Origin of the sequence: Polynucleobacter necessarius, assembly GCF_900095205.1 — a bacterium.
GTDB classification, from domain to species: Bacteria; Pseudomonadota; Gammaproteobacteria; order Burkholderiales; family Burkholderiaceae; genus Polynucleobacter; species Polynucleobacter necessarius_E.
Genome location: NZ_LT606951.1, coordinates 869,790 through 888,737 on the forward strand (window position 1 = coordinate 869,790; position 18,948 = coordinate 888,737).

Below are 18,948 nucleotides of genomic sequence, written 5' to 3' on the forward strand. Positions count from 1 at the left end.
ATGATGTTAGCGCTATGAGCTAGGGTTTAATAAAAAGGTTAATACGTTGAGCAGTAATGGCGTCTATATTTGCATCAGCCTCAACTACTAAACCTTTGTTGAGGGCTGCTTCAATCGGTTTAGCCAGAACTTTTCCTAATTCCACACCAGGCTGATCAAAACTATTGATATTCCACAATGCGCCTAATGCAGCAGTGCGATTCTCATATAGAGCTAGTAAGGCGCCAAGGTAAAAGGCATTGAGTTTAGGAAGAATCAATAAATTACTTGGGCGTTTGCCTGGGTAGGTGTTATTTGGGTTTTCTGTTTTCTTACCATTTGCCAAAGCTTGTGCTTGAGCTAAGCAGTTTGAGAGCAAAATGCGGTGATGCGATTTGGCTTCAGATAGATGGCTCATAGGTTCACGAATCGCTATGAAATCAATCGGAATAATTTCAAGGCCTTGGTGCAATAGTTGAAAATAAGAATGTTGCGCATTACTGCCTGAGCTACCAAAAACAACTGGACAAGAAAACTTCACTGGCATGCCATCTCGATCTACGCTCTTGCCATTGCTTTCCATATCTAACTGCTGCAACCATTTTGGAAACCAGTTCAATGCATCTGCATACGGAATGACTGCATAAGACTTAATATGATGTTTCTTTTGTTGGTAAAGCAGACATAGCGCCATGATTACTGGAAAATTCTCTTCTATAGATGCCGACTTAAAGTGCTGATCCATGGATTGGGCGCCAGCCAAAAATTCTTTGAAGGTATCAAAGCCATATTGCAGGGCAATTGGTAATCCTACCGCTGACCATACAGAGTAGCGACCTCCCACCCAATCCCAAAAGGGGTAAATATTGTCCTTTGCAATACCAAATTCTTGAGCCATAGGGACATTGGCCGTAACTGCAAATAATGCCTGTGAGACCTGAACATCGTTGCGTCCGTTGTCTTTAAGCCATTTCATGACTGCTTTGGCGTTCATGGTAGTTTCAAGCGTGGTAAACGACTTTGAAACAATGATGATGCGGGTGCTATTGGGATGAGCGCGCTGCAAAATCCGATTTAATTCTGCTGTATCGATATTGGCAAGAAAGTGCATGCGCATACCGCGACTATCAATATCGGGTACATGAGCAAGTGCTTCAATGGCAAGGTGAGGTCCAAAATCTGATCCACCGATGCCTATGTGAATCACATCGGTAACTCCAATCCATTTATTGCACAAGCCCTCAATGCGTCGCCAAACTTCAGCTACCTCAGGCATTACATCTTTGCCGTTAACCATTACCGGCTTTTTATCTAGGTTTCTGAGTGCTGAATGTAGTGCGGGGCGATTTTCTGAATTATTAACTGGCTTGCCAGCAAAAAGATCCTCAATAAATTGCTCCAAATTCGCTTCCCTAGCTTGGCGAAAGAGGGATTTCCAGTTCTTGCTATCGATGCCCTGATAAGCAGTATCAAGAACGATATCCTGGGCGCAAAATATGGAATGAAGTTTCTGTACAGGGGGTTTTGAAGACATATATAGATTTTATCAAGAACTGTCCCTAAACCCACTAAATCATTGAAAATGTTACGGTTTGATGACATTTGAATATAAATAATGCCTGAGGACTAATAAATGGGGCGGGTAGATTGTGTAGTCGTTGGCGCTGGTGTAATTGGCCTAGCGGTTGCCAGAGAAATGGCGCTTCAAGGCCGAGACACTATATTGCTCGAGCGCGAGAACGCTTTTGGTACGGTGAGTAGCGCATGTAACAGCGAAGTTATTCATGCGGGTATTTATTACCCCAAGGATTCACTGAAAGCCAAACTCTGTGTCGAAGGCAATCGTCTCCTCTATGAATATTGCCGCAGCTATCAAGTTGCGACCCAGGCCTATGGAAAGCTGATTGTTGCTGCTGATGAGTCACAGGTTCATGACCTCAATGCCATTTTGTTTAAGGCACAAAATAATGGCGTTCCTGGGATCAAGTTAATGTCGGGCGATGAAGCTATTCATTTAGAGCCTAAGCTTGAAATGCGTCGCTGCAATTTTGTCAGCAACCACAGGGGTAGTAGATAGTTATGGATTCATGCTTTTTCTCTTGGGCGGTTTTGAGGACGCTGGCGGAATGGTGGCATATCAATCCCCCTTAATTAGCGCTAAGCCAATCAGTGCGAATGCTCAACATGGTTTTGAGTTGGAGATTGGCGGTGCAGATGCCATGAGGATAGAGACAAGGTTACTCATTAATTGCGCAGGTTATGAGTGCTCCTGCGGTTGTCAACCAAATCCAACACCTTGCAAAAAGTTTATTCCCCAGGCCTATTTTGCTAAAGGCAATTACTTTTCTTTAGCAGGTAAATCCCCTTTTGCACACCTCATTTACCCCATACCAGAGCCTGGTGGTTTAGGTGTTCATTTGACCTTGGATATGGGGGGTCAAGCCAAGTTTGGACCTGATGTGGAATGGTTGGATATCGATCGAGAAGAGCAAATTGATTACACGGTCAATCCAAGGCGAGGCGAGGGCTTTTATGAGGCTGTAAGACGCTATTGGCCAGGATTAAAGGGATGGGACACTACAACCTGATTACTCGGGAGTGAGGGCTAAGATCGTTCCCTCCACCGCTCCGGCAGGCGACTTTTGCTTCAATGGGCCTGAAACCCATGGATTGCATGGTCTTTACAATCTTTACGGTTTTGAGTCCCCCGGATTGACCTCTAGCCTTGCTATTGCCAAGCATTTAGAGAGGCAAATCAAAAGTTCTTTATAATCTGACCCTTAAATACATCCGCAATGTATGTATAAGGAAGAGTGGCAGAGCGGTTGAATGCACCAGTCTTGAAAACTGGCGAGGATGAAAGTCCTCCGTGAGTTCGAATCTCACCTCTTTCCGCCATCTATATCTCAAATTCTGAGATATGGCTCAATGAGCCCAACATATTCTATTTGCCTCACACCTTTTCATTGCAAAACTATCAGAGTAAGTAATTCTCCATTAATTGGTTTCTAGGCTAACAATGCAAATTAGATTATTTTTTTAATTGTCGCCATGTGGGAGCTGATGCAGGCCACCAATCGGGCATGTTTCCAGAGGGCTGTGTAAATATATTGACAAGCTCTTTCACTCTATTGGCGACAAAGTTTGCCTTGTAATTACCAAAGACAATTCCACCATATGAGCCGGCATCATTATTTAAAGAGAGCACAAGAGCAAAATTTGCATCACGAAATTTAATCCACTCTCTTTGGGGAGTCACGAAGCTTTGCTTTTCTGTCTTCATCAAGGTTTTTGATAGCAGCAGAATAAATCACATTCAATTGTTTGTCAGCATATTGATATCTCTGGGAATCACATGCTTGAATCTCAACAGTTGAGTCTTTTCGATGGCACTCATCCTTAGAGGGGGAATTCAAAGAAGCAAGTTGTTGCGCCATTCCTAAAGAAGATGTCATGAGGATTGCGCTGAATAAAATAGCTTTTTAAGCATCGTTTATTACCTATTTAAGTAAAGGTTATCGCTGCAAAAGTCCAATAAGGTCGACTGATGGGTTTATATAAACTATACCTATATTCAGCAATATAGACCTCTTGAGATTAGGCGTCCTAAATAGCTGATTTACTTATAAAATTAGGTTAAAAATACTGATATATTTAAAATTCTACAAATAAGGACATAGTCAATGAGTCAAGCGCCAAACACCGGTCGTCCAGATCACTCTGAACTCATAGAAAAAACTTAGAAAAGTTAATATTTAATAGTCGATGGATATTGGCCATTTTTTATGTATTTTTAGTTCTTGCGCTCGTTATATTAGCTGTAAGTTTTTGCAAGAATTTATACACTTCGGCGCGAGCTTTTGGAGTGCATCCGAGGCAGAATTTTTAACTAGCGTTTTAGGTCTTGTTGATAAAATACTCTTGGTAAACTTGCTAATACTGATCATTTTTTCTGGCTATGAAAATTTTGTTTCTATTATTGGTGCCGCCAAGGATAGTGCTGATAGACCTACTTGGATGGGTAAGGTAGATTTTGCTGGTCTGAAGCTGAAACTGATCGGATCTATTGTTGCCTTGTCTGGCATTAATTTACTTGCAGCCTTTTTAGAAATTTCCACTACCAACAAGGATGACCTTGGCTGGATGATTGGTATCCACTTAGTTTTCGTTACCACTGGAGTGCTATTTGCATTGTCCGAGCGAGTAATGGTTCACCATAAATAGGGTTAAAGTCCTAGTTTTGATTGGCAGTCAAATTCTCAACTTAGATAAAAGGCATTATGCTCATTTTTCGTCAGTTATTTGACTCCCCATCCTCTACCTATACCTATCTCCTTGGCGACTCGATCAGTCGTGATGCGATATTGATTGACCCAGTTTTTGAGCAAGTGTCTGGAGATGTGGCCCTGATTCATGAGCTTGATCTTCATTTGCGATGGGTGGTAGATACTCATGTCCATGCGGATCATGTCACTGGAGCATCTTTATTGCGACAACTCCTTCATTGCAAGATTGCGGTTTCAAAGCGCTCAGGAGCTATAGGTGGCGATATCTTGTTTGATGATGGCGGATACACAGTGCAATTTGGAGATCGTTTTCTAAGAATTCTTTCAACGCCTGGACATACAAACGGATGTTCCACCTTTGTTCTAGATGATCAATCCATGGCATTACAGGTGATTGTTTATTAATTCGTGGTTGTGGGCGTACAGACTTTCAGCAGGGTAGTTCTGCAAATATGTTTGAATCAGTCCATAAAAAAATATTTACGCTGCCGAATGATTGCCTGCTGTATCCAGCTCATGACTATAAAGGTGCAACCGTATCTACTGTGCACGAGGAAAAGCAATTTAATCCTCGGCTAGGGAATAATGTCAGTGTTGGTGACTTTACTGGGTATATGAATAACTTAGGCTTGGCACATCCCAGTAAAATCGATATTGCTGTACCCGCAAATTTAAAGTGCGGGGAAGTTCCAGAGGCAGCTCAAGCATTCAAAATGCATGAGTGGGCACCCTTAACGCTGACTTATGCAGGTTTTTATGAAGTGCAGCCCCATTGGCTGGAAGAGCATTTGGTTGGAGTTCAGATTATTGATGTGCGTGAGACAGATGAGTATGTTGGTGTGTTAGGGCATATTCAAGGGTCGAAATTGATGCCGCTCGCAGAGTTGCTTGAAAAAGGCAAAGATTTAGATAAGTCTCTTTCAACCATTGCTGTTTGTCGATCGGGTGCTCGTTCAGCTCAAGCAGCGATGAAACTAGAAAAAGCAGGCTTTCAGAAAGTAGCCAACCTATTGGGCGGCATGTTGCGCTGGAACGCAGAGCGTTTGCCGATTTACTCGACACTATCTGACGAGTAAGAAATTTAGGATTTTGTGACTGTTATAGCTCTACAAAATCGGCATTTCTCTAAATTAAAAGCTAGCGGCTAAACCACAATAGAAATTCCATGTACGTTTTGACCAAATTGATAGCGAAATACAACGCGTAGCCTACTAAAAATTAAATCAGAGGCGCTTCTATCAAGCTCAATGCCAGTACCAATGGAAGACAGAGAATCAAATCCCAATGCTTCGCGCAGATCACCCAAAAACTCGGTGTGGGCTAATTCAAAAACAGCTCTTAATGGTCGATATAACAACGTAATTGGAGTGGGAATTCTGCTGCGAGCCCAAAGGGCGACACTTTGTGAATCTGCTGAATCTTGTGCTGCTGTAGAGGAGTCAAATGTTCTAACCGGAATATTGGTATATCTAAGCTCAATATCGATTTCCTGATCAGGTTGATAGTTTTCATAATCAATCATCACGGAGCCGCCCAAGCCCATATGAGCTCATGCGGCCACCGTTTAAGAATTGCATATCCACCCCAGTGCGATTTTGTAAGACACGGGAAGCGATAGATAGGTCGCTTTCAAGGTGACCCAGCATGACGTTGGCAATTGGTCTAAATCGCAATTCATTTGTAATAGGGAAGTCCCATCCAATGCCGCCTGTCCTAGTAATACTATTCCAATGGACTGGTATGGTAATTGAGCTGTTTCCAATGCCATCGGAAAATGTTGGGTTGTATCTATTCACTGCCAGGGTTCCCTCGAGATAAAGTGGAAAGCCTGCACTTATTCGATTGCCACTGCCTAGGGAGATCATCTGTAAATCAGAATGGCGCCATCATTATTACGAATCGATAATGAGCCAGCTGTGACATCAGGCGTTAATGAATAACCCGTAATTGTCATAAAGGCGTCCGCTCTTTTCTTCAGATAATTATTGGCGGCGTTATAAAGCGCCGATTGTGCTTGGGTAACGCTTGGGTTAAATAGCATTAAGCCAATCAAAAGGAAATGAGAGCGAATTTGTCGACAATACATGTGGAAAGATGTTAAAGAATGAGTGCGGTCGAAGTACGATAGAACTATGAAGTTGCTTATTGCCTTATATTTTTTCATTCTAGCCATTATCCAAATGGGCTTATTTTTTGGTATTAATCACTACTATCGATCTAAAAATTCAGTAAAGCCCAGTCGACACTGGATGAGCTCCTTGTTGATAAGTGTTCTTGGTTTGATCATTTTTGGTGCGGGCATTATCGTCATCGATGACATATTAAAGCCAGAATTTAATTTCACTGTTGCAAACACATTATTTTTTGTAGCGGCTGTACTTCAGGCCTTATTTTGTAAATCCCTGAACCATCCCATTTCGCGATTTATGAAGATCAGTTTCTCAATCTCGATTATTATTTTTGCGATTATTTTTGAATGGATGCGTAATGCTGGAAGCTATGAAGTACGCACAGCCTTCATGTGCATCTTGGCGAGTTTTTTACACATGGCAAATTTCAGAGATTTGTCAAAAGAGGGTGAGTAAGCCATCAAGCCAGCTTTTATACATGCAATATGCTAGTTCAGCCGAATTATTTTTTGCTCTAGGTCGTTTAGCCATTCTGATTGTCTCTACATTTACGATTCGACAAGTCGAACAAATTCCGCAAATACTAATCTTATTTACGATTGCACAGTTGGTAATGAATACGCTTTCATATATTGCAATTGGTGGTTATTGGGCTAAACAAATTACACTTGCCAATGCGCAGTCTCGAACCGAAAACAAAGAAATTAAGGCTTTACTGCAAGAACGTGAGACCCCTATTGGCTCTCTATTAAGAGCCAATAAAACTGCTAGTACTGGTGCTTTATCCGCCTCTATTGCACATGAGTTAAATCAACCATTGGGCGCTTCAAGCCTAAATATTCAATTTATGCAAAAAAAGCTTTTGGATGGTGGGCTTAGTCCAGCCCTTCAAAAGGAAATATTGGAAACTTTGCTTTCGGACAATGAACGAGCGGCGAATATCATTCGCTCCTTACGGGCGATATTCTTAGAGATAGAGCTTGCTTGCTCTAATGTTGACTTGGGTGAATTGCTAGATGTCGTCATAAACATCACAAGACCTGAGATCGCCGCGCAAAATATTCAAATGATTTTGCAAGTTGACTCAGAATTAACCATTCAGGCAAACACCAGCGAGATTCAATAAGCGCTACTTAATTTGGTGAATAATGCTATTCAGGCCTTAGCAGTTACCACCCATTCTCCCAAGTACCTCATGATTGTTGCAAGAAAATTACCTGCCTGTGTAGAGTTGTCGGTAGCAGATAATGCTGATGGGATATCAAAAGAAAATCAAACCCAATTGTTTGAGCTTCTGACGGGTACTAAACATACGGGAATGGGTTTAGGTCTATGGCTCTGTAAACACATTGTGACTCGTCATGGAGGCAGTATCCGATTCGAGGAAAATGAGGGTGGTGGCGCTAAATTTGTCGTTAATTTGCCTGCGCCATAAGTTAGGCCTATATTTGTCTATGTAAAAGTATTAGCTCTACAGCTAATTGCCACGATGGTAACGAGTCATATCATTAGATATATAAATCAATAGTACTTTTCATTTTTTAGGATGTCCACAATGAAACCCAATTTTAAAAAATTAGCCCTTTTCATTTCATTGACATCCGCTGGTCTGACAATCGCCGCTAGCGGTGGTGGAGTGGTGGCAGATCCAGGCGCCATGCAAGGCAAACACTTTGACTCCAAAGGAAAGATGCCTTCAAGTTATACGGTAGAACTGCAAAATGGGCTCCGCAAAACACTTCCTTTTGAAGATAAGCGAGATTTCGAAGAATCAAAAAAGGTTTCATTGCTGCACCGGCTTATAAAACCATCATGGCGGATGCTGGAAATATAGCTTGGGATATGGGTAGCTATGAATTTTTGTTGTAAGGCAAGGACTTTGATAGTGTTCACCCATCGTTACAACGTCAAGCCATATTAAATATGGGCTATGGATTGTACGAGGTAGTACCAGAAAAAATTTATCAAGTGCGAGGTTTTGATCTGGCCAATATCAGCTTTGTGAAGACGAGCACGGGTTGGATTGTGTTTGATCCATTAACTGCCAAAGAAACTGCTCGTCGTGCGGCCCTCGAGTTGGTAAATGAGAAATTAGGCAAGCACCCAGTAGTTGCAGTTGTTTATTCCCACTCTCATGGGGACCATTTTGGCGGAGTGCGAGGAGTTGTAGATGAGGCAGATGTAAAAAGCGGCAAGGCAAAAATTATTGCGCCAGTTGGCTTTGTGGATCATGCGATTGCCGAAAACGTTTATGCGGGTAATGCCATGACTCGTAGAATGTATTTTCAGTATGGTGTTCTATTGCCACGTAGCCCATTCGGACATGTTGACCAATCCATTGGTAAAAATACCGCTGCTGGTAATTTGGGTTTGATAGAGCCAAATGTTTACATTAATCAGCTATATGAAAAAATAACTATAGATGGTGTTGAGATGGAGCTCCAAAATACTCCTGGTACTGAAGCACCGGCGGAGATGAATACCTGTTTCCCGCAATTTAAGGCTTTTTGGGCTGCAGAAAACATTACGGGCACGATCCATAATATTTATACTCTACGTGGCGCTTTAGTTCGCGACTCTTTGGCTTGGTCCAAAAACATCAATAATGCTTTATATCGTTATGGTGCCGAGAGTGAGGTTATGTTTGCTTCGCATACATGGCCGCGCTGGGGTAATGAACGTATTCAAGAAGTGATGCGCACTCAACGAGATAGCTATGCACACTTACATAACGAGGTGCTTCATTTGGCCAATAATGGAGTCACCATTAATGAAATTCAGAACGTTTATAAGCAGCCCGAGAGTCTGAAGAAGCAATGGGCAGCCCATAGTTATCATGGATCTGAAGAGCACAACAGCCGTGCTGTGATTAACCGCTATCTGGGCTATTGGGACGCCAATCCAGCAACCCTTGCGCCTTTATCTCTAAAGGACTCTGCACCACTTTATGTGGAGATGATGGGAGGTTCTGCCAAGATTCTGGCTAAGGGTAAAGAGTTATACAAGCAGGGCAAGTATCGTGAGGCGATGGAGATTGTGAATAAATTGGTGTATGCACAACCCAGTAATACTGCTACCAAAGATTTGCTCGCCGATATTTTTGAGCAGATCGGTTATCAAAAAGAAAGCCCTAGTATGCGCAACAGTTTCTTGGGGGCTGCCTATGAACTGCGTCATGGCATGCCTTCAGGCGCATCACCAAAATCCAATGGTCCTGACATGATCAAGGGAATGACTACTGAACTTTGGTTAAATGCACTTGCGATCAGTATGGATAGTAAAAAAGCAGTAGGTATGAATTTCGTCACCAATCTATCAGCACCAGATAATGGCGAGAAGTTTGTTATTGAAATGAGCAACTCTGCGCTGACAAATATCAAAGGTCAGCAAGTGAAAAATTCGAATTTAACTGTAACTTTAAATCGTAGTGATCTTGAACAAGTTATGGGAGCGCAAACAACTTTTGATAAATTGCTCGCTGCCGGAAAGGTGAAGTTTGACGGTGATCGCAAAGTATTTGATCAACTTCGCAGTACCTTGACAGTCTTTACGCCTGACTTTGAGCTCATGCCTGGAACCAAGGCTAAAGCTGCTGCAAAGCCGGTGCCAAGCTCAGCCAAAGATCCGTTTGCAGCTCAAGAGATAGCCATAACAGCAGGGGAATAGTTTTCTTGATTTAGTTGCGGTCTTAAATGGGCATTCCTGTGGATCGCAGCTTTAGCCATGATGGCTAACTGATTTCCTTCTATCTTTTCATCTATTACATATCCTTAATATCCACCTTTGAGTTGATTTATTTTTAAGATTATTGTATTGTTGTAACGTTATATCAATGCAAATATTAAAAAAAGTGATTCTAGTTGAAATAGAAGGTGCAAATCCATTCTCGGGACTTCGTTCTACCGCATTTGGCGTCTATTTAAATTTATTAGAGAAATTCGACAGTAGGCAATTATTCCTGTTTGAATCTTTGGGGCCTGAGTCAATAGATACGAAGGTTTCGCTAATTGGGATTAACCCAGTGTTCAAAATCGATGTTATCGACGATATCGTTCGTATCTCAGGAAATCAGCAGTTACTTGAAAAACTTCAGTTGATATTCAAGGGTGAATTTTTGCTTGAACCAAGCGCGGGGGTATTGAGTTATCGGCTTACTTGTCGAAAAGCAATTTGGGATTTTTTTAAGAACACTTGATATTGAATTTAAGATGGTTGAAAAGGGTGTGCTAGCTTTCGGAGCATTTTCTTACAACGCCATCTATTTCATAGAGGATATTTCTGGCTATATACAGGGTATATGTTTCAGATATCTGCTTAACACGCTATTCTACATATATTGAGCTTGAAGACGATCGAGTATTACTTCATGAGTATGAGTTTAGTGGTGCTAAATGCATTAGCTTTAATGAAATCAAGTCCTGTCTATCGCTAAGGGATACGCCTCCTGAGACGTTTATCAATTCAGGCTTTTCAGTTAGCAGGGAAACTCTTAAGGACGACTATCTAAAAAAAGCAAAAGTTGCGCTAGAACATGTGCAGGTTGGCGATGTTTATCAAATTCAAATTGGTCAAAAAATTTCTATTCAATCAGAAGCAGCTGCAGTTAACGTATATGCAAGACTAAGACTTTTGAGCCCATCTCCTTATATGTATTTATTTAATTTGGGCAATTTTGAGGTGATTGGCGCTAGCCCTGAATTATTCCTTTACATGAGAGATCAAGATGTCATGATGAGACCCATTGCTGGGATACTTGGGAAATTCGTAACACCCACTAAGGATGATGTTGCAAAAGAATTTAGTGTAAACCCCAAAGAAATTGCGGAGCACATGATGTTGGTTGATTTGTGTCGAAATGACTTATGTAAAGTTTCCGTACCCAAAAGTCTCAGAGCATCTGAATTGATGTCAATTGAAGAGTATTCCCACGTTTATCACATGATTTCAACAGCAAAATTGTTGGCGCGAGAAGGCATCGATAAGTATGGTGTCATTCAAGCCTCATTTCCTGCGGGAACTATGACAGGTACTCCAAAAATTAGAGCAATTGAGCTGATCGCAAATATTGAAGATAGCGGGAAGGGGCTTTATGCAGGGGCCTTGGGCATCATTGGTTTGGGATGTAACTACATTAATACAGCATAAGAACTGCAATAAAACGCAATCAGGTTTTCACATTGCGTGCATCCGCTGGCATAGTTTCCGACTCTAAGGTTGAAAGCGAATATATCGAAACCTTGCATAAGATGGGGTCAGTATTTAAAGCTATTACTAATGAGGAAATTTCATGCCACGTCGTGTAATTGTTGTGGATGCCTATGATAGCTTTGTACATATTCTGGTAAGTTATTTACAGGCAATTGGATGTGAGGTGGACCTATATCGCAAAGATGATATTCAACTAGTACAAACAGTAGAGAAGTCTTCAGGCGATTTTCTCTTGCTTGGTCCAGGCCCTGGACATCCCACAGACTCTGGCTATGGAAATTTATTGAGATTGAATGCCGGCCGAATGCCAGTTTTGGGGGTTTGCTTAGGGCATCAAGCTATTGGCCTTCAATACGGCTGTCAAATTGAATATGCTAAAAATCTAATGCATGGAAAAACAAGCGATATTTCTTACGATGGTTGCGGATGCTTTACATCCTTTTCTGATAGCACGCTTGTGGCGATGCGATACCACTCTATCGTTGTTTCAGATAAGAACCTTCCTGAGGAAATTGCTATCACTGCCAGATCTCAGGATGATGGCTATGTAATGGGCATAAGGCATTAAAAATTGAAGGTATACAGTTTCATCCGGAGAGTATTGGTACTGATTTTGGAATTCAAATCCTACAGAATTTTATGAATACATATCTTCATAACTAGCTAATGTTTTGCAAGCTTTTATGATTTCTCTGGTAGTGGAATTCCTATAGCATCCAAATAATAGCGGACTCATTAAATGTAGTTTTTAAATGGAGTCATTGCTATGAGGATTTGTGTATTAGTTGGATCGTCACGAAAAAGCGGCTTAAGTAATCATATTTGCTCGGTATTGCAGGATAAATTTGCAAGTAAGGGCCTAAATGGAAGATTCATTCATTTGGCTGATATGCATATTGAATTCTGTGATGCTGATAACGCATGCCAATGTTCTCCATGCAAAGTTTCTGACGATATGCCAAGTATTCTTGCTGATATGCAATCTGCCGATGGAATTTATATGCCAGTCATGCATGCGTTTGGCACAAACAGTAAATTTCAGGCATTTCTAGAAAGGGTTGGCTATTGATATTTGCGCCCACTCGATCGGCCTCTAAAAGATAAAATTGCTGCCATCGTTGTTGTTGGCAGGAGGTATGGGCACACAGCCGTATATTCACAGATCATGTTAAATATTATGCTTAACAAGATGATTGTGGCGGGGTCAGGATTCCCGGCACTTTTTTTGGGAATGTTGGGAGGGGTTTTGGATAACGCTGAAGCTTTGGAGGCCTTAGACCAAACGATTGAGAGAATGCATGACGTTCACCAACGATTTCGTGCTTCCCATGGTTAATTCAATTTGGATCATCAAATTTTGATCTCCAATATTCTTTGGATTTAGGTTTTCGTAAATTTGCTGATCCTCTGGTTACTTTAGAGATGCTCACGTTAAGAGATTTGGCGCACTCCCTTTGAGGAGTCTCAGTACAGGAAAGAATATGGTATATCCTAATCCTATCAAGAAGATCGTTGATTTCTCCAGCGGTTAATATTTGATCTAGAAAGAATCGCATTTCATTAGGATTCTCAATATCGCAAAGCATTTTTATTAAGGCCTGACTGGCCTTGGATTTATTCATGAATATGCTCCGATCTTTCTAGTGGCATGCGATGACATAAATTTTAAACTTATGCCATATTTGCAAACAATAATACTTTTTGATTTAAGGTGTAAAAGCGCCGCCAGCCTCAATAGACTTTAGTTCTTCACCAGTAATGCCAAGTTCTGCAAGAAGTTCGCTTGTATGTTCGCCTAATAATGGAGGATGGCGATATACCTTTTGAGGTGTGCCATTCATTTTGACGGCAAAGCCAATATTAGGCACCTTCCCCTCGATAGGATGATCAATTTCCATGCGCATTTTGCGATGGCGACCGTGCTCACTGTCAAATGCCTCAGGGTAGGTATTAATTGGACCCGCTGGAATGCCTGCAGTAAGTAGTATGTCGACCCATTCATCACTTGTTTTGGTAACAAAGATCTTTTTTAGTTCTGTTGCTAGCTCCGATCTGTTTGCAAGGCGCAGGGGGTTTGTTTTAAAGCGGTTGTCGTCAAATAATTCGGGGCGATCAATCTTGTCGCAAAGTAATTTCCATAGCTTTTGATTGGTGGCCCCATCACAAAATAACCATCTGAGGATTTCATGGCTTGATAGGGGGCGCTCATATGATTAGCGGTGCCAAGTTTGCAGGGCTCCACGCTGGCTCCCCAGTAAGTACTGAGCGGTATCCCAGATAGAGAAGGCCAGTGCAGAATCAAAGAGTGAGGCATCGATAAATTGCCCTTCGCCAGTTTTAGTCTTGCCAATATAGGCCGACAAGATGCCATAGGCTGCAAATAGTGCACAACCAATATCAGCTACCGGAACGCCAGCTTTAACAGGAGGGCCATCGGGGTATCCAGTAGCGCTCATGACACCTGACATGGCTTGAGCCATGAGATCAAAACCTGGTCGATCAGCCCCCAAGGACCGGTTTAACCAAACCCTGAAATGCTGGCGTAGACCAAACCTGGATTAATTGCCTGCAATGAGGGGTAATCAATACCTAATTTTTTCATTACGCCAGGACGGTAGTTCTCAACCAGGATATCTGCTGTCTTCACAAGCTCAAAAAATACCTTTTTGCCAGCTTCGGTTTTGAGATTTAAGGTAAGACTGCGTTTATTTCGGTTCATGTTCAGAAAGCCCATGCTATCTGAACCCTTCATCTTGAAGCCCATGGCCCCACGAGTTTGATGACATCTGCCCCCAAGTCAGCCAAGAGCATGCAACAGTAGGGCCCCTGCCATGACTTGACTCACGTCAAGAACGCGCACACCGGAGAGGGGTAGCGGTTTGGATGACCGTGCAGGCGTGCCATCCAAAGCGTTGTTTATGGGTGTTTTCGTCAGTCATTGTCTCAATTATTTTTATATGTTTAGAATTACCTTGTTATAGTATGAAACACAACTAAAATAATATTGGAGATCTTATGTTGGTTAAAACACCCCAATGGGCAGTGCGCAGCTTGCTTGCGATTGCCTTGGCAACAAGTTCATCTATGGCAGTAGGTCAGCAAGTCTATCCAAATAAACCTATACGTCTGGTAGTAGATTTTGCACCTGGTGGTGGAACCGATATTGTTGCTCGAGCCATTGCACCCAAGATGGGTGAGATGCTGGGTCAAAGCGTGATTGTGGAAAATAAATCCGGCGCAGCCGGCACCATTGCTGCTGATCAGATTGCCAAAGCCAATCCAGACGGCTACACCTTGCTAGTAGGTTATTCGAACTCTAATGCGATTGCACCATTTGTTTTAACTAACGTTCCTTATAATCCCGCAACGGATTTCACGCCAATCACTTACTTGGGTTATGTGCCCAATGTATTGGTAGTCAAGGCTTCATTGCCCATGAACTCTGTTGCTCAATTGATCTCGCTGGCTAAAGCCAATCCTGGGCAGATGACATACGGCTCTTCTGGAATAGGTAGCACTCAACACCTAGCGGGGCATTGTTCACAAAGATTGCCGGCATTCAGTTGAATCACGTTCCAAGGACAGCAGTCAGGCCATCATTGATCTTCTTGGCGGGCAGATTACGATGAATTTTGATGCCTTGCCGCCCAACTTGCAGCAGATTAAAGACGGCAGTCTCAAGGCTTTAGCAATCTCAACCCCCAAACGGTTATCTATCCTACCGACTGTTCCAACCTTTAATGAGGTCGGTATCATCGGTTTTGATGTAACTAATTGGTACTCTGTAATGGGTCCTTAAAGGATTGGATCCCGCAGTAGTCAATAAGATTGACCAAGCCGTTAAGGCTGCCATGGCAGATCCACAGATTAAGGAGACATTAGATGCCCAAGAGGTTTGCAGCCTGAGGGTCCCGCAACGCCTGCAGCGTTTAATCTATTTTTGGCTGGGTGAACTTGTAAAGTATCAGCGTTTAGTGAAAAGCTTAAATATCAAAGCTGAATAAGATTTTCATGGGTGATCATGCAAAAGTGGGGAATGTTGCTCAAGTTTCTTTAGAGAAATTGGAGGGTGTTGCCCACATTACCTTTGATCATGTAGTTGCACGTAATGCAATGACTGTTGACATGCATCAAAGCTTAAAGTCGATTTGTGAGGATTTAGCCACCAATCCAACTGTGTGAGTAGCTATCTTGCGCGGTGCGGGTGGCAAATCATTTGTGTCTGGTAGTGATATTGCCCAATTTGCAAATTTTCAAGATGGTAGCGATGGGGTTCGATACGAAGAGGCGATTGATAGTTACTTCACCCCTCCTTTGGCAGCCTTACCTATTCCTACAGTCGCAGTAATTGATGGCATGGCGGTAGGTGGTGGATTAGCGATCGCTAGTTGCTGTGATTTTCGATTGGCCGCGCCGGGTGCAAAATTTGGTGTGCCGATTGCTAAAACTCTAGGTAATTGCTTATCGGCCGCCAACATTGCTTGGCTTGTAGCGCACCTAAATATCAATTTTGTGAAGCGTATGCTTTTGCTCGCAGAAATGATTCCTGCGGAAGAGTTAATGCCCCAGGGTTATATCTTTGCAATTCATGAGCAGGAGCATCTAGGTCGCGAGGCTCATATTCTCGCACGGCGACTTTCTAAGCTGGCGCCAATGACGCAAAAATCAAGCAAGCTAGTGATGGCAAGGCTGATAAAAAATAATCTGCCTGCATGTGATGATTTGATTAAACAAACTTATGGAAGTTCCGACTTTAAAAATGGAGCGGCTTCTTTTTTGAAAGGTGAGTCGCCTACCTGGACAGGGCAGTGAATTTTCAGCCTTTAGTCTAAAAATATCTCTTGTAGGTTATTGAGGTAGCGTAGTCCTAGCGGAGTAACTTTTAATTGACTGGGATTTTCATCTAATAATTGTTTTTTACTTGCTTCTAACAGGCCTTGGCTTATTGCACTTAAAGGCAAGCCAGTTCTCTCGCTAAAGGTGTTGGTTGCTACTCCATTGGTGAGTCTTAGTGCATTGAGCATGAATTCAAAAGGAAGATCCTTAGCAGGAATTTCTCTCGATTCAATTAAGGCGTTATCTTTAGTTTCCATTGCCTGCATATACGATTCAGGATGTCGCTCTCTTACTTGACGGGTAATTTTGTCAGGAAAGGAAATCTTACCGTGGGCCCCTGCACCGATGCCGATGTAATCACCAAAGCGCCAGTAGTTGAGATTGTGTTTGCACTCTTGATTTTTCTTTGCATAAGCAGATACTTCATAGCGTTGATAACCCGCCTTGGTAAGAAGATCTAAATTCTGTTCAAAGATCGCATCCACTTCATCATCGCTTGGTAGTTGCGGTGGGAAGTTCGCGAAATAGGTATTTGGTTCAAGCGTGAGGTTGTAAAACGACAAGTGCGGCGTTTTAAATGACAGTGCAGTTTCAACATCTGCTTTAGCTGCCTTAAGGGTTTGTTTGGGTAGGCCATACATCAAATCTAAGTTTACGGATTTGAAATGCTTCATTGCTATTTCAATGGCGCGCTTAGCTTCATCACCATTATGGATGCGGCCTAAAGCTTTGAGTTGTTCATCTTGAAAGCTCTGAACTCCAATTGACACTCTATTAATCCCTGCTTTTGCAAAGCCGGCAAACTTATCAGCCTCGATAGACCCTGGGTTTGCCTCCATCGTAATTTCAGTATCCGGTTCGAGGTTCACCCGAGCACGGATGGCACAAAGCAGTTGATCCATGCCCTCAGCAGAGAGCAGGCTAGGAGTGCCACCGCCAATAAAAATACTGTGGACTTGTCGCCCCCAAACATTGGGCAATTCAGTTTCTAGGTCAGCAATCAGTGCATTGATATAGCGCTGCTCATCAAACCCTCCCTTGCTAACCCTCTCTTTAATTTGATGGGAGTTGAAATCACAGTAGGGACATTTCTTTTCACACCAAGGAAAATGGATATACAAAGCCAGAGGAGGCAATGCGGTCAAAGATACCTTATTGGGGCTTGAGTTCAGCACGAGATTTCAACTGTGTAATGAGTTCACGTAATGTTTGACCTCGATGGCTGATTAAATTTTTCACAGCAGGATCTAATTGAGCTGCTGTCAGGTTTTGTTCAGGCAAAAAGAAGTGAGGGTCATAGCCAAATCCATTTGATCCCTGAGCTTGATCAATAATCTCACCATACCATCGGGTTTGCACAACGATAGGTTCAGGATCGTTTGGGCTGCTTACAAATACTAGGGCGCAAACATAATGTGCACCACGATTCGTTTTGTCACTGAGCTCCCGAATTAATTTTTGGTTGTTAGCAGAGTCATCGCCAGATGTCCCCGCATAACGAGCCGAGAAAACACCTGGTTGACCATTTAAAGCATGGGCACAGATTCCCGAATCATCGGCTAGTGCTGGTAAGTTACTTGCAGCGCTGGCATGACGCGCCTTAGCCAGTGCATTTTCAATAAAAGTATGGTGAGGTTCCTCGGCAGATGGAATGCCCAATTCACCTTGAGGGATTACCTGAAAATCTAGGGGCGCTAAAAGCGCCTGGAATTCTCTTACCTTGCCAGCATTATTGGATGCTAAAACGATTTTTTGCATGGCCTGAATGCTTACTTCAATGAATCTATTTGCAATTGGGTTAAGTCTCGTATACCTTGCTCAGCTAGATCTAAGAGGGCATTGAGTTCGACTCTAGAAAATGTAGCGCCTTCAGCGGTGCCTTGTACTTCAATCATCCCGCCTTTACCCGTCATCACCACATTCATGTCCGTATCGCACGAAGAATCTTCTGGATAGTCCAAATCTAGGGCTGGCGTTCCTTGATAGATGCCTACGGAGATAGCCGCAACACTATCTATGATTGGATCTTTGGTGAGGGCGCCACTTTGCAGAAGTTGGTTAACAGCATCACGGGCTGCAACGTAAGCACCGGTGATGGAGGCAGTTCGTGTACCTCCATCTGCTTGTAAAACATCGCAATCCAGGTGAATAGTTCTTTCACCAAGAACTTTTAAATCAAAGACGCTGCGCATAGCACGCCCGATGAGACGTTGAATCTCTTGTGTGCGTCCAGATTGTTTGCCGCGAGCAGCTTCCCGATCGCTACGAGTATGAGTTGAGCGGGGCAGCATACCGTATTCAGCAGTAACCCATCCCTCGCCAGAACCCTTTTTATGAGGGGGTACTTTATCTAGAATGCTTGCAGTACAAAGCACCTTCGTATCACCAAAGGCAATCAATACAGAACCTTCCGCATGCTTGGTAAAGGCGCGAGAAATTGTCACAGGACGTAAATCTTGGGGCTGACGTCCACTTGGGCGTGTAATTTTGGCGGAGTTGGTAGCGCTCAT

26 protein-coding genes, 1 tRNA gene and 5 pseudogenes are annotated in these 18,948 nt (G+C 42.7%); 20 read left to right on the forward strand and 12 right to left on the reverse strand.

Annotation, left to right across the window (positions count from 1 at the left end; translation table 11 throughout):
- Positions 1-19: 19 nt before the first annotated feature.
- Positions 20-1,513 carry a glucose-6-phosphate isomerase gene (gene pgi, locus DXE37_RS04835; protein ID WP_114636776.1) on the reverse strand — a complete coding sequence of 498 codons (1,494 nt, stop codon included), beginning with the start codon at positions 1,511-1,513 and terminating at the stop codon, positions 20-22.
- 99 nt (positions 1,514-1,612) lie between these two features.
- On the opposite strand from pgi, the pseudogene DXE37_RS04840 reads away from it, so the two are divergent.
- Both DXE37_RS04840 and DXE37_RS04845 read left to right on the forward strand, forming a co-directional pair.
- Positions 1,613-2,751 (forward strand): annotated as a pseudogene (locus tag DXE37_RS04840) (NAD(P)/FAD-dependent oxidoreductase).
- A 35-nt stretch (positions 2,752-2,786) separates the two neighbouring features.
- Positions 2,787-2,873, forward strand: a tRNA-Ser gene (locus tag DXE37_RS04845).
- A 137-nt stretch (positions 2,874-3,010) separates the two neighbouring features.
- Here the strand turns inward: DXE37_RS04845 and DXE37_RS14295 are convergent.
- On the reverse strand, positions 3,011-3,262 hold the full coding sequence (locus DXE37_RS14295; RefSeq protein ID WP_114636777.1) for a lysozyme inhibitor LprI family protein: 252 nt from the start codon (positions 3,260-3,262) through the stop codon (positions 3,011-3,013).
- Complete coding sequence (locus DXE37_RS04855) at positions 3,213-3,434, reverse strand: lysozyme inhibitor LprI family protein (protein ID WP_114636778.1); 222 nt, start codon at positions 3,432-3,434, stop codon at positions 3,213-3,215. Before DXE37_RS04855 ends, DXE37_RS14295 begins: the two co-directional genes overlap by 50 nt.
- 310 nt (positions 3,435-3,744) lie before the next feature.
- On the opposite strand from DXE37_RS04855, the gene DXE37_RS04860 reads away from it, so the two are divergent.
- Both DXE37_RS04860 and DXE37_RS04865 read left to right on the forward strand, forming a co-directional pair.
- The gene (locus tag DXE37_RS04860; protein ID WP_231971103.1) at positions 3,745-4,203 is read left to right on the forward strand and encodes a YqhA family protein; all 459 of its coding nucleotides are present in this window, start codon (positions 3,745-3,747) and stop codon (positions 4,201-4,203) included.
- Between the two features lie 56 nt (positions 4,204-4,259).
- Positions 4,260-5,341: pseudogene (locus DXE37_RS04865) on the forward strand (rhodanese-like domain-containing protein).
- A 68-nt stretch (positions 5,342-5,409) separates the two neighbouring features.
- On the opposite strand, the gene DXE37_RS12480 reads toward DXE37_RS04865, so the two are convergent.
- The 3 genes from DXE37_RS12480 to DXE37_RS12490 form a co-directional block, all read right to left on the reverse strand.
- Positions 5,410-5,787 carry a hypothetical protein gene (locus tag DXE37_RS12480; RefSeq protein WP_231971156.1) on the reverse strand — a complete coding sequence of 126 codons (378 nt, stop codon included), beginning with the start codon at positions 5,785-5,787 and terminating at the stop codon, positions 5,410-5,412.
- A complete protein-coding gene (locus DXE37_RS12485; protein WP_231971157.1) occupies positions 5,780-6,061 on the reverse strand; it encodes a hypothetical protein in 282 nt (93 codons plus the stop codon). The genes DXE37_RS12480 and DXE37_RS12485 overlap by 8 nt, the downstream gene beginning before the upstream one ends.
- Positions 6,062-6,126: 65 nt before the next feature.
- Complete coding sequence (locus DXE37_RS12490) at positions 6,127-6,351, reverse strand: hypothetical protein (RefSeq protein ID WP_231971158.1); 225 nt, start codon at positions 6,349-6,351, stop codon at positions 6,127-6,129.
- A 46-nt stretch (positions 6,352-6,397) separates the two neighbouring features.
- On the opposite strand from DXE37_RS12490, the gene DXE37_RS11270 reads away from it, so the two are divergent.
- From DXE37_RS11270 to DXE37_RS11305, 11 genes and pseudogenes are all read left to right on the forward strand, one after another.
- Positions 6,398-6,850, forward strand: a complete 453-nt coding sequence (locus tag DXE37_RS11270; RefSeq protein ID WP_197713080.1) for a hypothetical protein — start codon at positions 6,398-6,400, stop codon at positions 6,848-6,850.
- Between the two features lie 22 nt (positions 6,851-6,872).
- Positions 6,873-7,520: a histidine kinase dimerization/phospho-acceptor domain-containing protein gene (locus DXE37_RS11275; protein ID WP_197713081.1), complete on the forward strand. Its 648-nt coding sequence runs from the start codon at positions 6,873-6,875 to the stop codon at positions 7,518-7,520.
- 15 nt (positions 7,521-7,535) lie between these two features.
- Positions 7,536-7,829 carry an ATP-binding protein gene (locus DXE37_RS11280; protein WP_231971363.1) on the forward strand — a complete coding sequence of 98 codons (294 nt, stop codon included), beginning with the start codon at positions 7,536-7,538 and terminating at the stop codon, positions 7,827-7,829.
- 120 nt (positions 7,830-7,949) lie between these two features.
- Complete coding sequence (locus DXE37_RS12495) at positions 7,950-8,228, forward strand: hypothetical protein (protein WP_231971159.1); 279 nt, start codon at positions 7,950-7,952, stop codon at positions 8,226-8,228.
- Between the two features lie 89 nt (positions 8,229-8,317).
- Entirely contained in the window at positions 8,318-10,060 is a 1,743-nt protein-coding gene (locus DXE37_RS04880) for an alkyl/aryl-sulfatase (RefSeq protein ID WP_231971160.1), read from the forward strand.
- Between the two features lie 166 nt (positions 10,061-10,226).
- A complete protein-coding gene (locus tag DXE37_RS04885; RefSeq protein ID WP_114636779.1) occupies positions 10,227-10,589 on the forward strand; it encodes a hypothetical protein in 363 nt (120 codons plus the stop codon).
- A gap of 260 nt (positions 10,590-10,849) precedes the next feature.
- Positions 10,850-11,539 carry a chorismate-binding protein gene (locus tag DXE37_RS11285; RefSeq protein ID WP_269460348.1) on the forward strand — a complete coding sequence of 230 codons (690 nt, stop codon included), beginning with the start codon at positions 10,850-10,852 and terminating at the stop codon, positions 11,537-11,539.
- Positions 11,540-11,571: 32 nt separating this feature from the next.
- Positions 11,572-11,697, forward strand: coding sequence for a hypothetical protein (locus tag DXE37_RS14300; RefSeq protein ID WP_197713083.1), 126 nt, complete (start codon positions 11,572-11,574; stop codon positions 11,695-11,697).
- Positions 11,682-12,265 (forward strand): annotated as a pseudogene (locus DXE37_RS04895) (anthranilate synthase component II). The gene DXE37_RS14300 and the pseudogene DXE37_RS04895 overlap by 16 nt, the downstream one beginning before the upstream one ends.
- 103 nt (positions 12,266-12,368) lie before the next feature.
- The gene (locus tag DXE37_RS11300; RefSeq protein WP_197713085.1) at positions 12,369-12,671 is read left to right on the forward strand and encodes a flavodoxin family protein; all 303 of its coding nucleotides are present in this window, start codon (positions 12,369-12,371) and stop codon (positions 12,669-12,671) included.
- Between the two features lie 96 nt (positions 12,672-12,767).
- The gene (locus DXE37_RS11305; protein WP_197713086.1) at positions 12,768-12,938 is read left to right on the forward strand and encodes a hypothetical protein; all 171 of its coding nucleotides are present in this window, start codon (positions 12,768-12,770) and stop codon (positions 12,936-12,938) included.
- 1 nt (position 12,939) lies between these two features.
- On the opposite strand, the gene trpR is transcribed toward DXE37_RS11305, so the two are convergent.
- The 3 genes and pseudogenes from trpR to DXE37_RS13465 all read right to left on the reverse strand — a co-directional run.
- On the reverse strand, positions 12,940-13,224 hold the full coding sequence (gene trpR, locus DXE37_RS04905; protein ID WP_114636780.1) for a trp operon repressor: 285 nt from the start codon (positions 13,222-13,224) through the stop codon (positions 12,940-12,942).
- A gap of 84 nt (positions 13,225-13,308) precedes the next feature.
- Positions 13,309-14,082: pseudogene (locus DXE37_RS04910) on the reverse strand (CaiB/BaiF CoA transferase family protein).
- 38 nt (positions 14,083-14,120) lie between these two features.
- Positions 14,121-14,374, reverse strand: a pseudogene (locus tag DXE37_RS13465) (CoA transferase); the annotation flags it as partial.
- A gap of 243 nt (positions 14,375-14,617) precedes the next feature.
- Between DXE37_RS13465 and DXE37_RS04915 the strand changes: the two are divergent.
- Genes DXE37_RS04915 through DXE37_RS04930 form a run of 5 tightly spaced genes read left to right on the forward strand, consistent with a single transcriptional unit; the run spans position 14,618 to position 16,414 of the window.
- Positions 14,618-15,169, forward strand: a complete 552-nt coding sequence (locus DXE37_RS04915; RefSeq protein ID WP_114636781.1) for a Bug family tripartite tricarboxylate transporter substrate binding protein — start codon at positions 14,618-14,620, stop codon at positions 15,167-15,169.
- Complete coding sequence (locus DXE37_RS04920) at positions 15,138-15,401, forward strand: tripartite tricarboxylate transporter substrate-binding protein (RefSeq protein WP_114636782.1); 264 nt, start codon at positions 15,138-15,140, stop codon at positions 15,399-15,401. Before DXE37_RS04915 ends, DXE37_RS04920 begins: the two co-directional genes overlap by 32 nt.
- A gap of 4 nt (positions 15,402-15,405) precedes the next feature.
- Positions 15,406-15,606, forward strand: a complete 201-nt coding sequence (locus DXE37_RS04925; RefSeq protein WP_114636783.1) for a hypothetical protein — start codon at positions 15,406-15,408, stop codon at positions 15,604-15,606.
- A gap of 7 nt (positions 15,607-15,613) precedes the next feature.
- Positions 15,614-15,784: a hypothetical protein gene (locus tag DXE37_RS12500; protein ID WP_231971163.1), complete on the forward strand. Its 171-nt coding sequence runs from the start codon at positions 15,614-15,616 to the stop codon at positions 15,782-15,784.
- A gap of 9 nt (positions 15,785-15,793) precedes the next feature.
- Positions 15,794-16,414, forward strand: coding sequence for an enoyl-CoA hydratase-related protein (locus DXE37_RS04930; protein ID WP_231971164.1), 621 nt, complete (start codon positions 15,794-15,796; stop codon positions 16,412-16,414).
- A gap of 11 nt (positions 16,415-16,425) precedes the next feature.
- On the opposite strand, the gene hemW is transcribed toward DXE37_RS04930, so the two are convergent.
- The 3 genes from hemW to rph are packed head-to-tail and all read right to left on the reverse strand — an operon-like array spanning position 16,426 to position 18,948.
- A complete protein-coding gene (gene hemW / locus DXE37_RS04935) occupies positions 16,426-17,613 on the reverse strand; it encodes a radical SAM family heme chaperone HemW (protein WP_114636784.1) in 1,188 nt (395 codons plus the stop codon).
- Positions 17,591-18,196, reverse strand: a complete 606-nt coding sequence (rdgB, locus tag DXE37_RS04940; RefSeq protein ID WP_114636785.1) for an RdgB/HAM1 family non-canonical purine NTP pyrophosphatase — start codon at positions 18,194-18,196, stop codon at positions 17,591-17,593. Before rdgB ends, hemW begins: the two co-directional genes overlap by 23 nt.
- A gap of 11 nt (positions 18,197-18,207) precedes the next feature.
- Entirely contained in the window at positions 18,208-18,948 is a 741-nt protein-coding gene (gene rph / locus DXE37_RS04945; protein ID WP_114636786.1) for a ribonuclease PH, read from the reverse strand.

Bases quoted from the DNA above. Each gene is read 5' to 3' on its own strand.
- pgi (WP_114636776.1), bottom strand. From the start codon at position 1,513: ATGTCTTCAAAACCCCCTGTACAGAAACTTCATTCCATATTTTGCGCC.
- DXE37_RS14295 (WP_114636777.1), bottom strand. From the start codon at position 3,262: ATGAAGACAGAAAAGCAAAGCTTCGTGACTCCCCAAAGAGAGTGGATT.
- DXE37_RS04855 (WP_114636778.1), bottom strand. From the start codon at position 3,434: ATGACATCTTCTTTAGGAATGGCGCAACAACTTGCTTCTTTGAATTCC.
- DXE37_RS04860 (WP_231971103.1), top strand. From the start codon at position 3,745: ATGGATATTGGCCATTTTTTATGTATTTTTAGTTCTTGCGCTCGTTAT.
- DXE37_RS12480 (WP_231971156.1), bottom strand. From the start codon at position 5,787: ATGATTGATTATGAAAACTATCAACCTGATCAGGAAATCGATATTGAG.
- DXE37_RS12490 (WP_231971158.1), bottom strand. From the start codon at position 6,351: ATGTATTGTCGACAAATTCGCTCTCATTTCCTTTTGATTGGCTTAATG.
- DXE37_RS11270 (WP_197713080.1), top strand. From the start codon at position 6,398: ATGAAGTTGCTTATTGCCTTATATTTTTTCATTCTAGCCATTATCCAA.
- DXE37_RS11275 (WP_197713081.1), top strand. From the start codon at position 6,873: ATGCAATATGCTAGTTCAGCCGAATTATTTTTTGCTCTAGGTCGTTTA.
- DXE37_RS12495 (WP_231971159.1), top strand. From the start codon at position 7,950: ATGAAACCCAATTTTAAAAAATTAGCCCTTTTCATTTCATTGACATCC.
- DXE37_RS04880 (WP_231971160.1), top strand. From the start codon at position 8,318: ATGGGCTATGGATTGTACGAGGTAGTACCAGAAAAAATTTATCAAGTG.
- DXE37_RS04885 (WP_114636779.1), top strand. From the start codon at position 10,227: ATGCAAATATTAAAAAAAGTGATTCTAGTTGAAATAGAAGGTGCAAAT.
- DXE37_RS11300 (WP_197713085.1), top strand. From the start codon at position 12,369: ATGAGGATTTGTGTATTAGTTGGATCGTCACGAAAAAGCGGCTTAAGT.
- DXE37_RS11305 (WP_197713086.1), top strand. From the start codon at position 12,768: ATGTTAAATATTATGCTTAACAAGATGATTGTGGCGGGGTCAGGATTC.
- trpR (WP_114636780.1), bottom strand. From the start codon at position 13,224: ATGAATAAATCCAAGGCCAGTCAGGCCTTAATAAAAATGCTTTGCGAT.
- DXE37_RS04915 (WP_114636781.1), top strand. From the start codon at position 14,618: ATGTTGGTTAAAACACCCCAATGGGCAGTGCGCAGCTTGCTTGCGATT.
- DXE37_RS12500 (WP_231971163.1), top strand. From the start codon at position 15,614: ATGGGTGATCATGCAAAAGTGGGGAATGTTGCTCAAGTTTCTTTAGAG.
- rdgB (WP_114636785.1), bottom strand. From the start codon at position 18,196: ATGCAAAAAATCGTTTTAGCATCCAATAATGCTGGCAAGGTAAGAGAA.
- rph (WP_114636786.1), bottom strand. From the start codon at position 18,948: ATGAGCGCTACCAACTCCGCCAAAATTACACGCCCAAGTGGACGTCAG.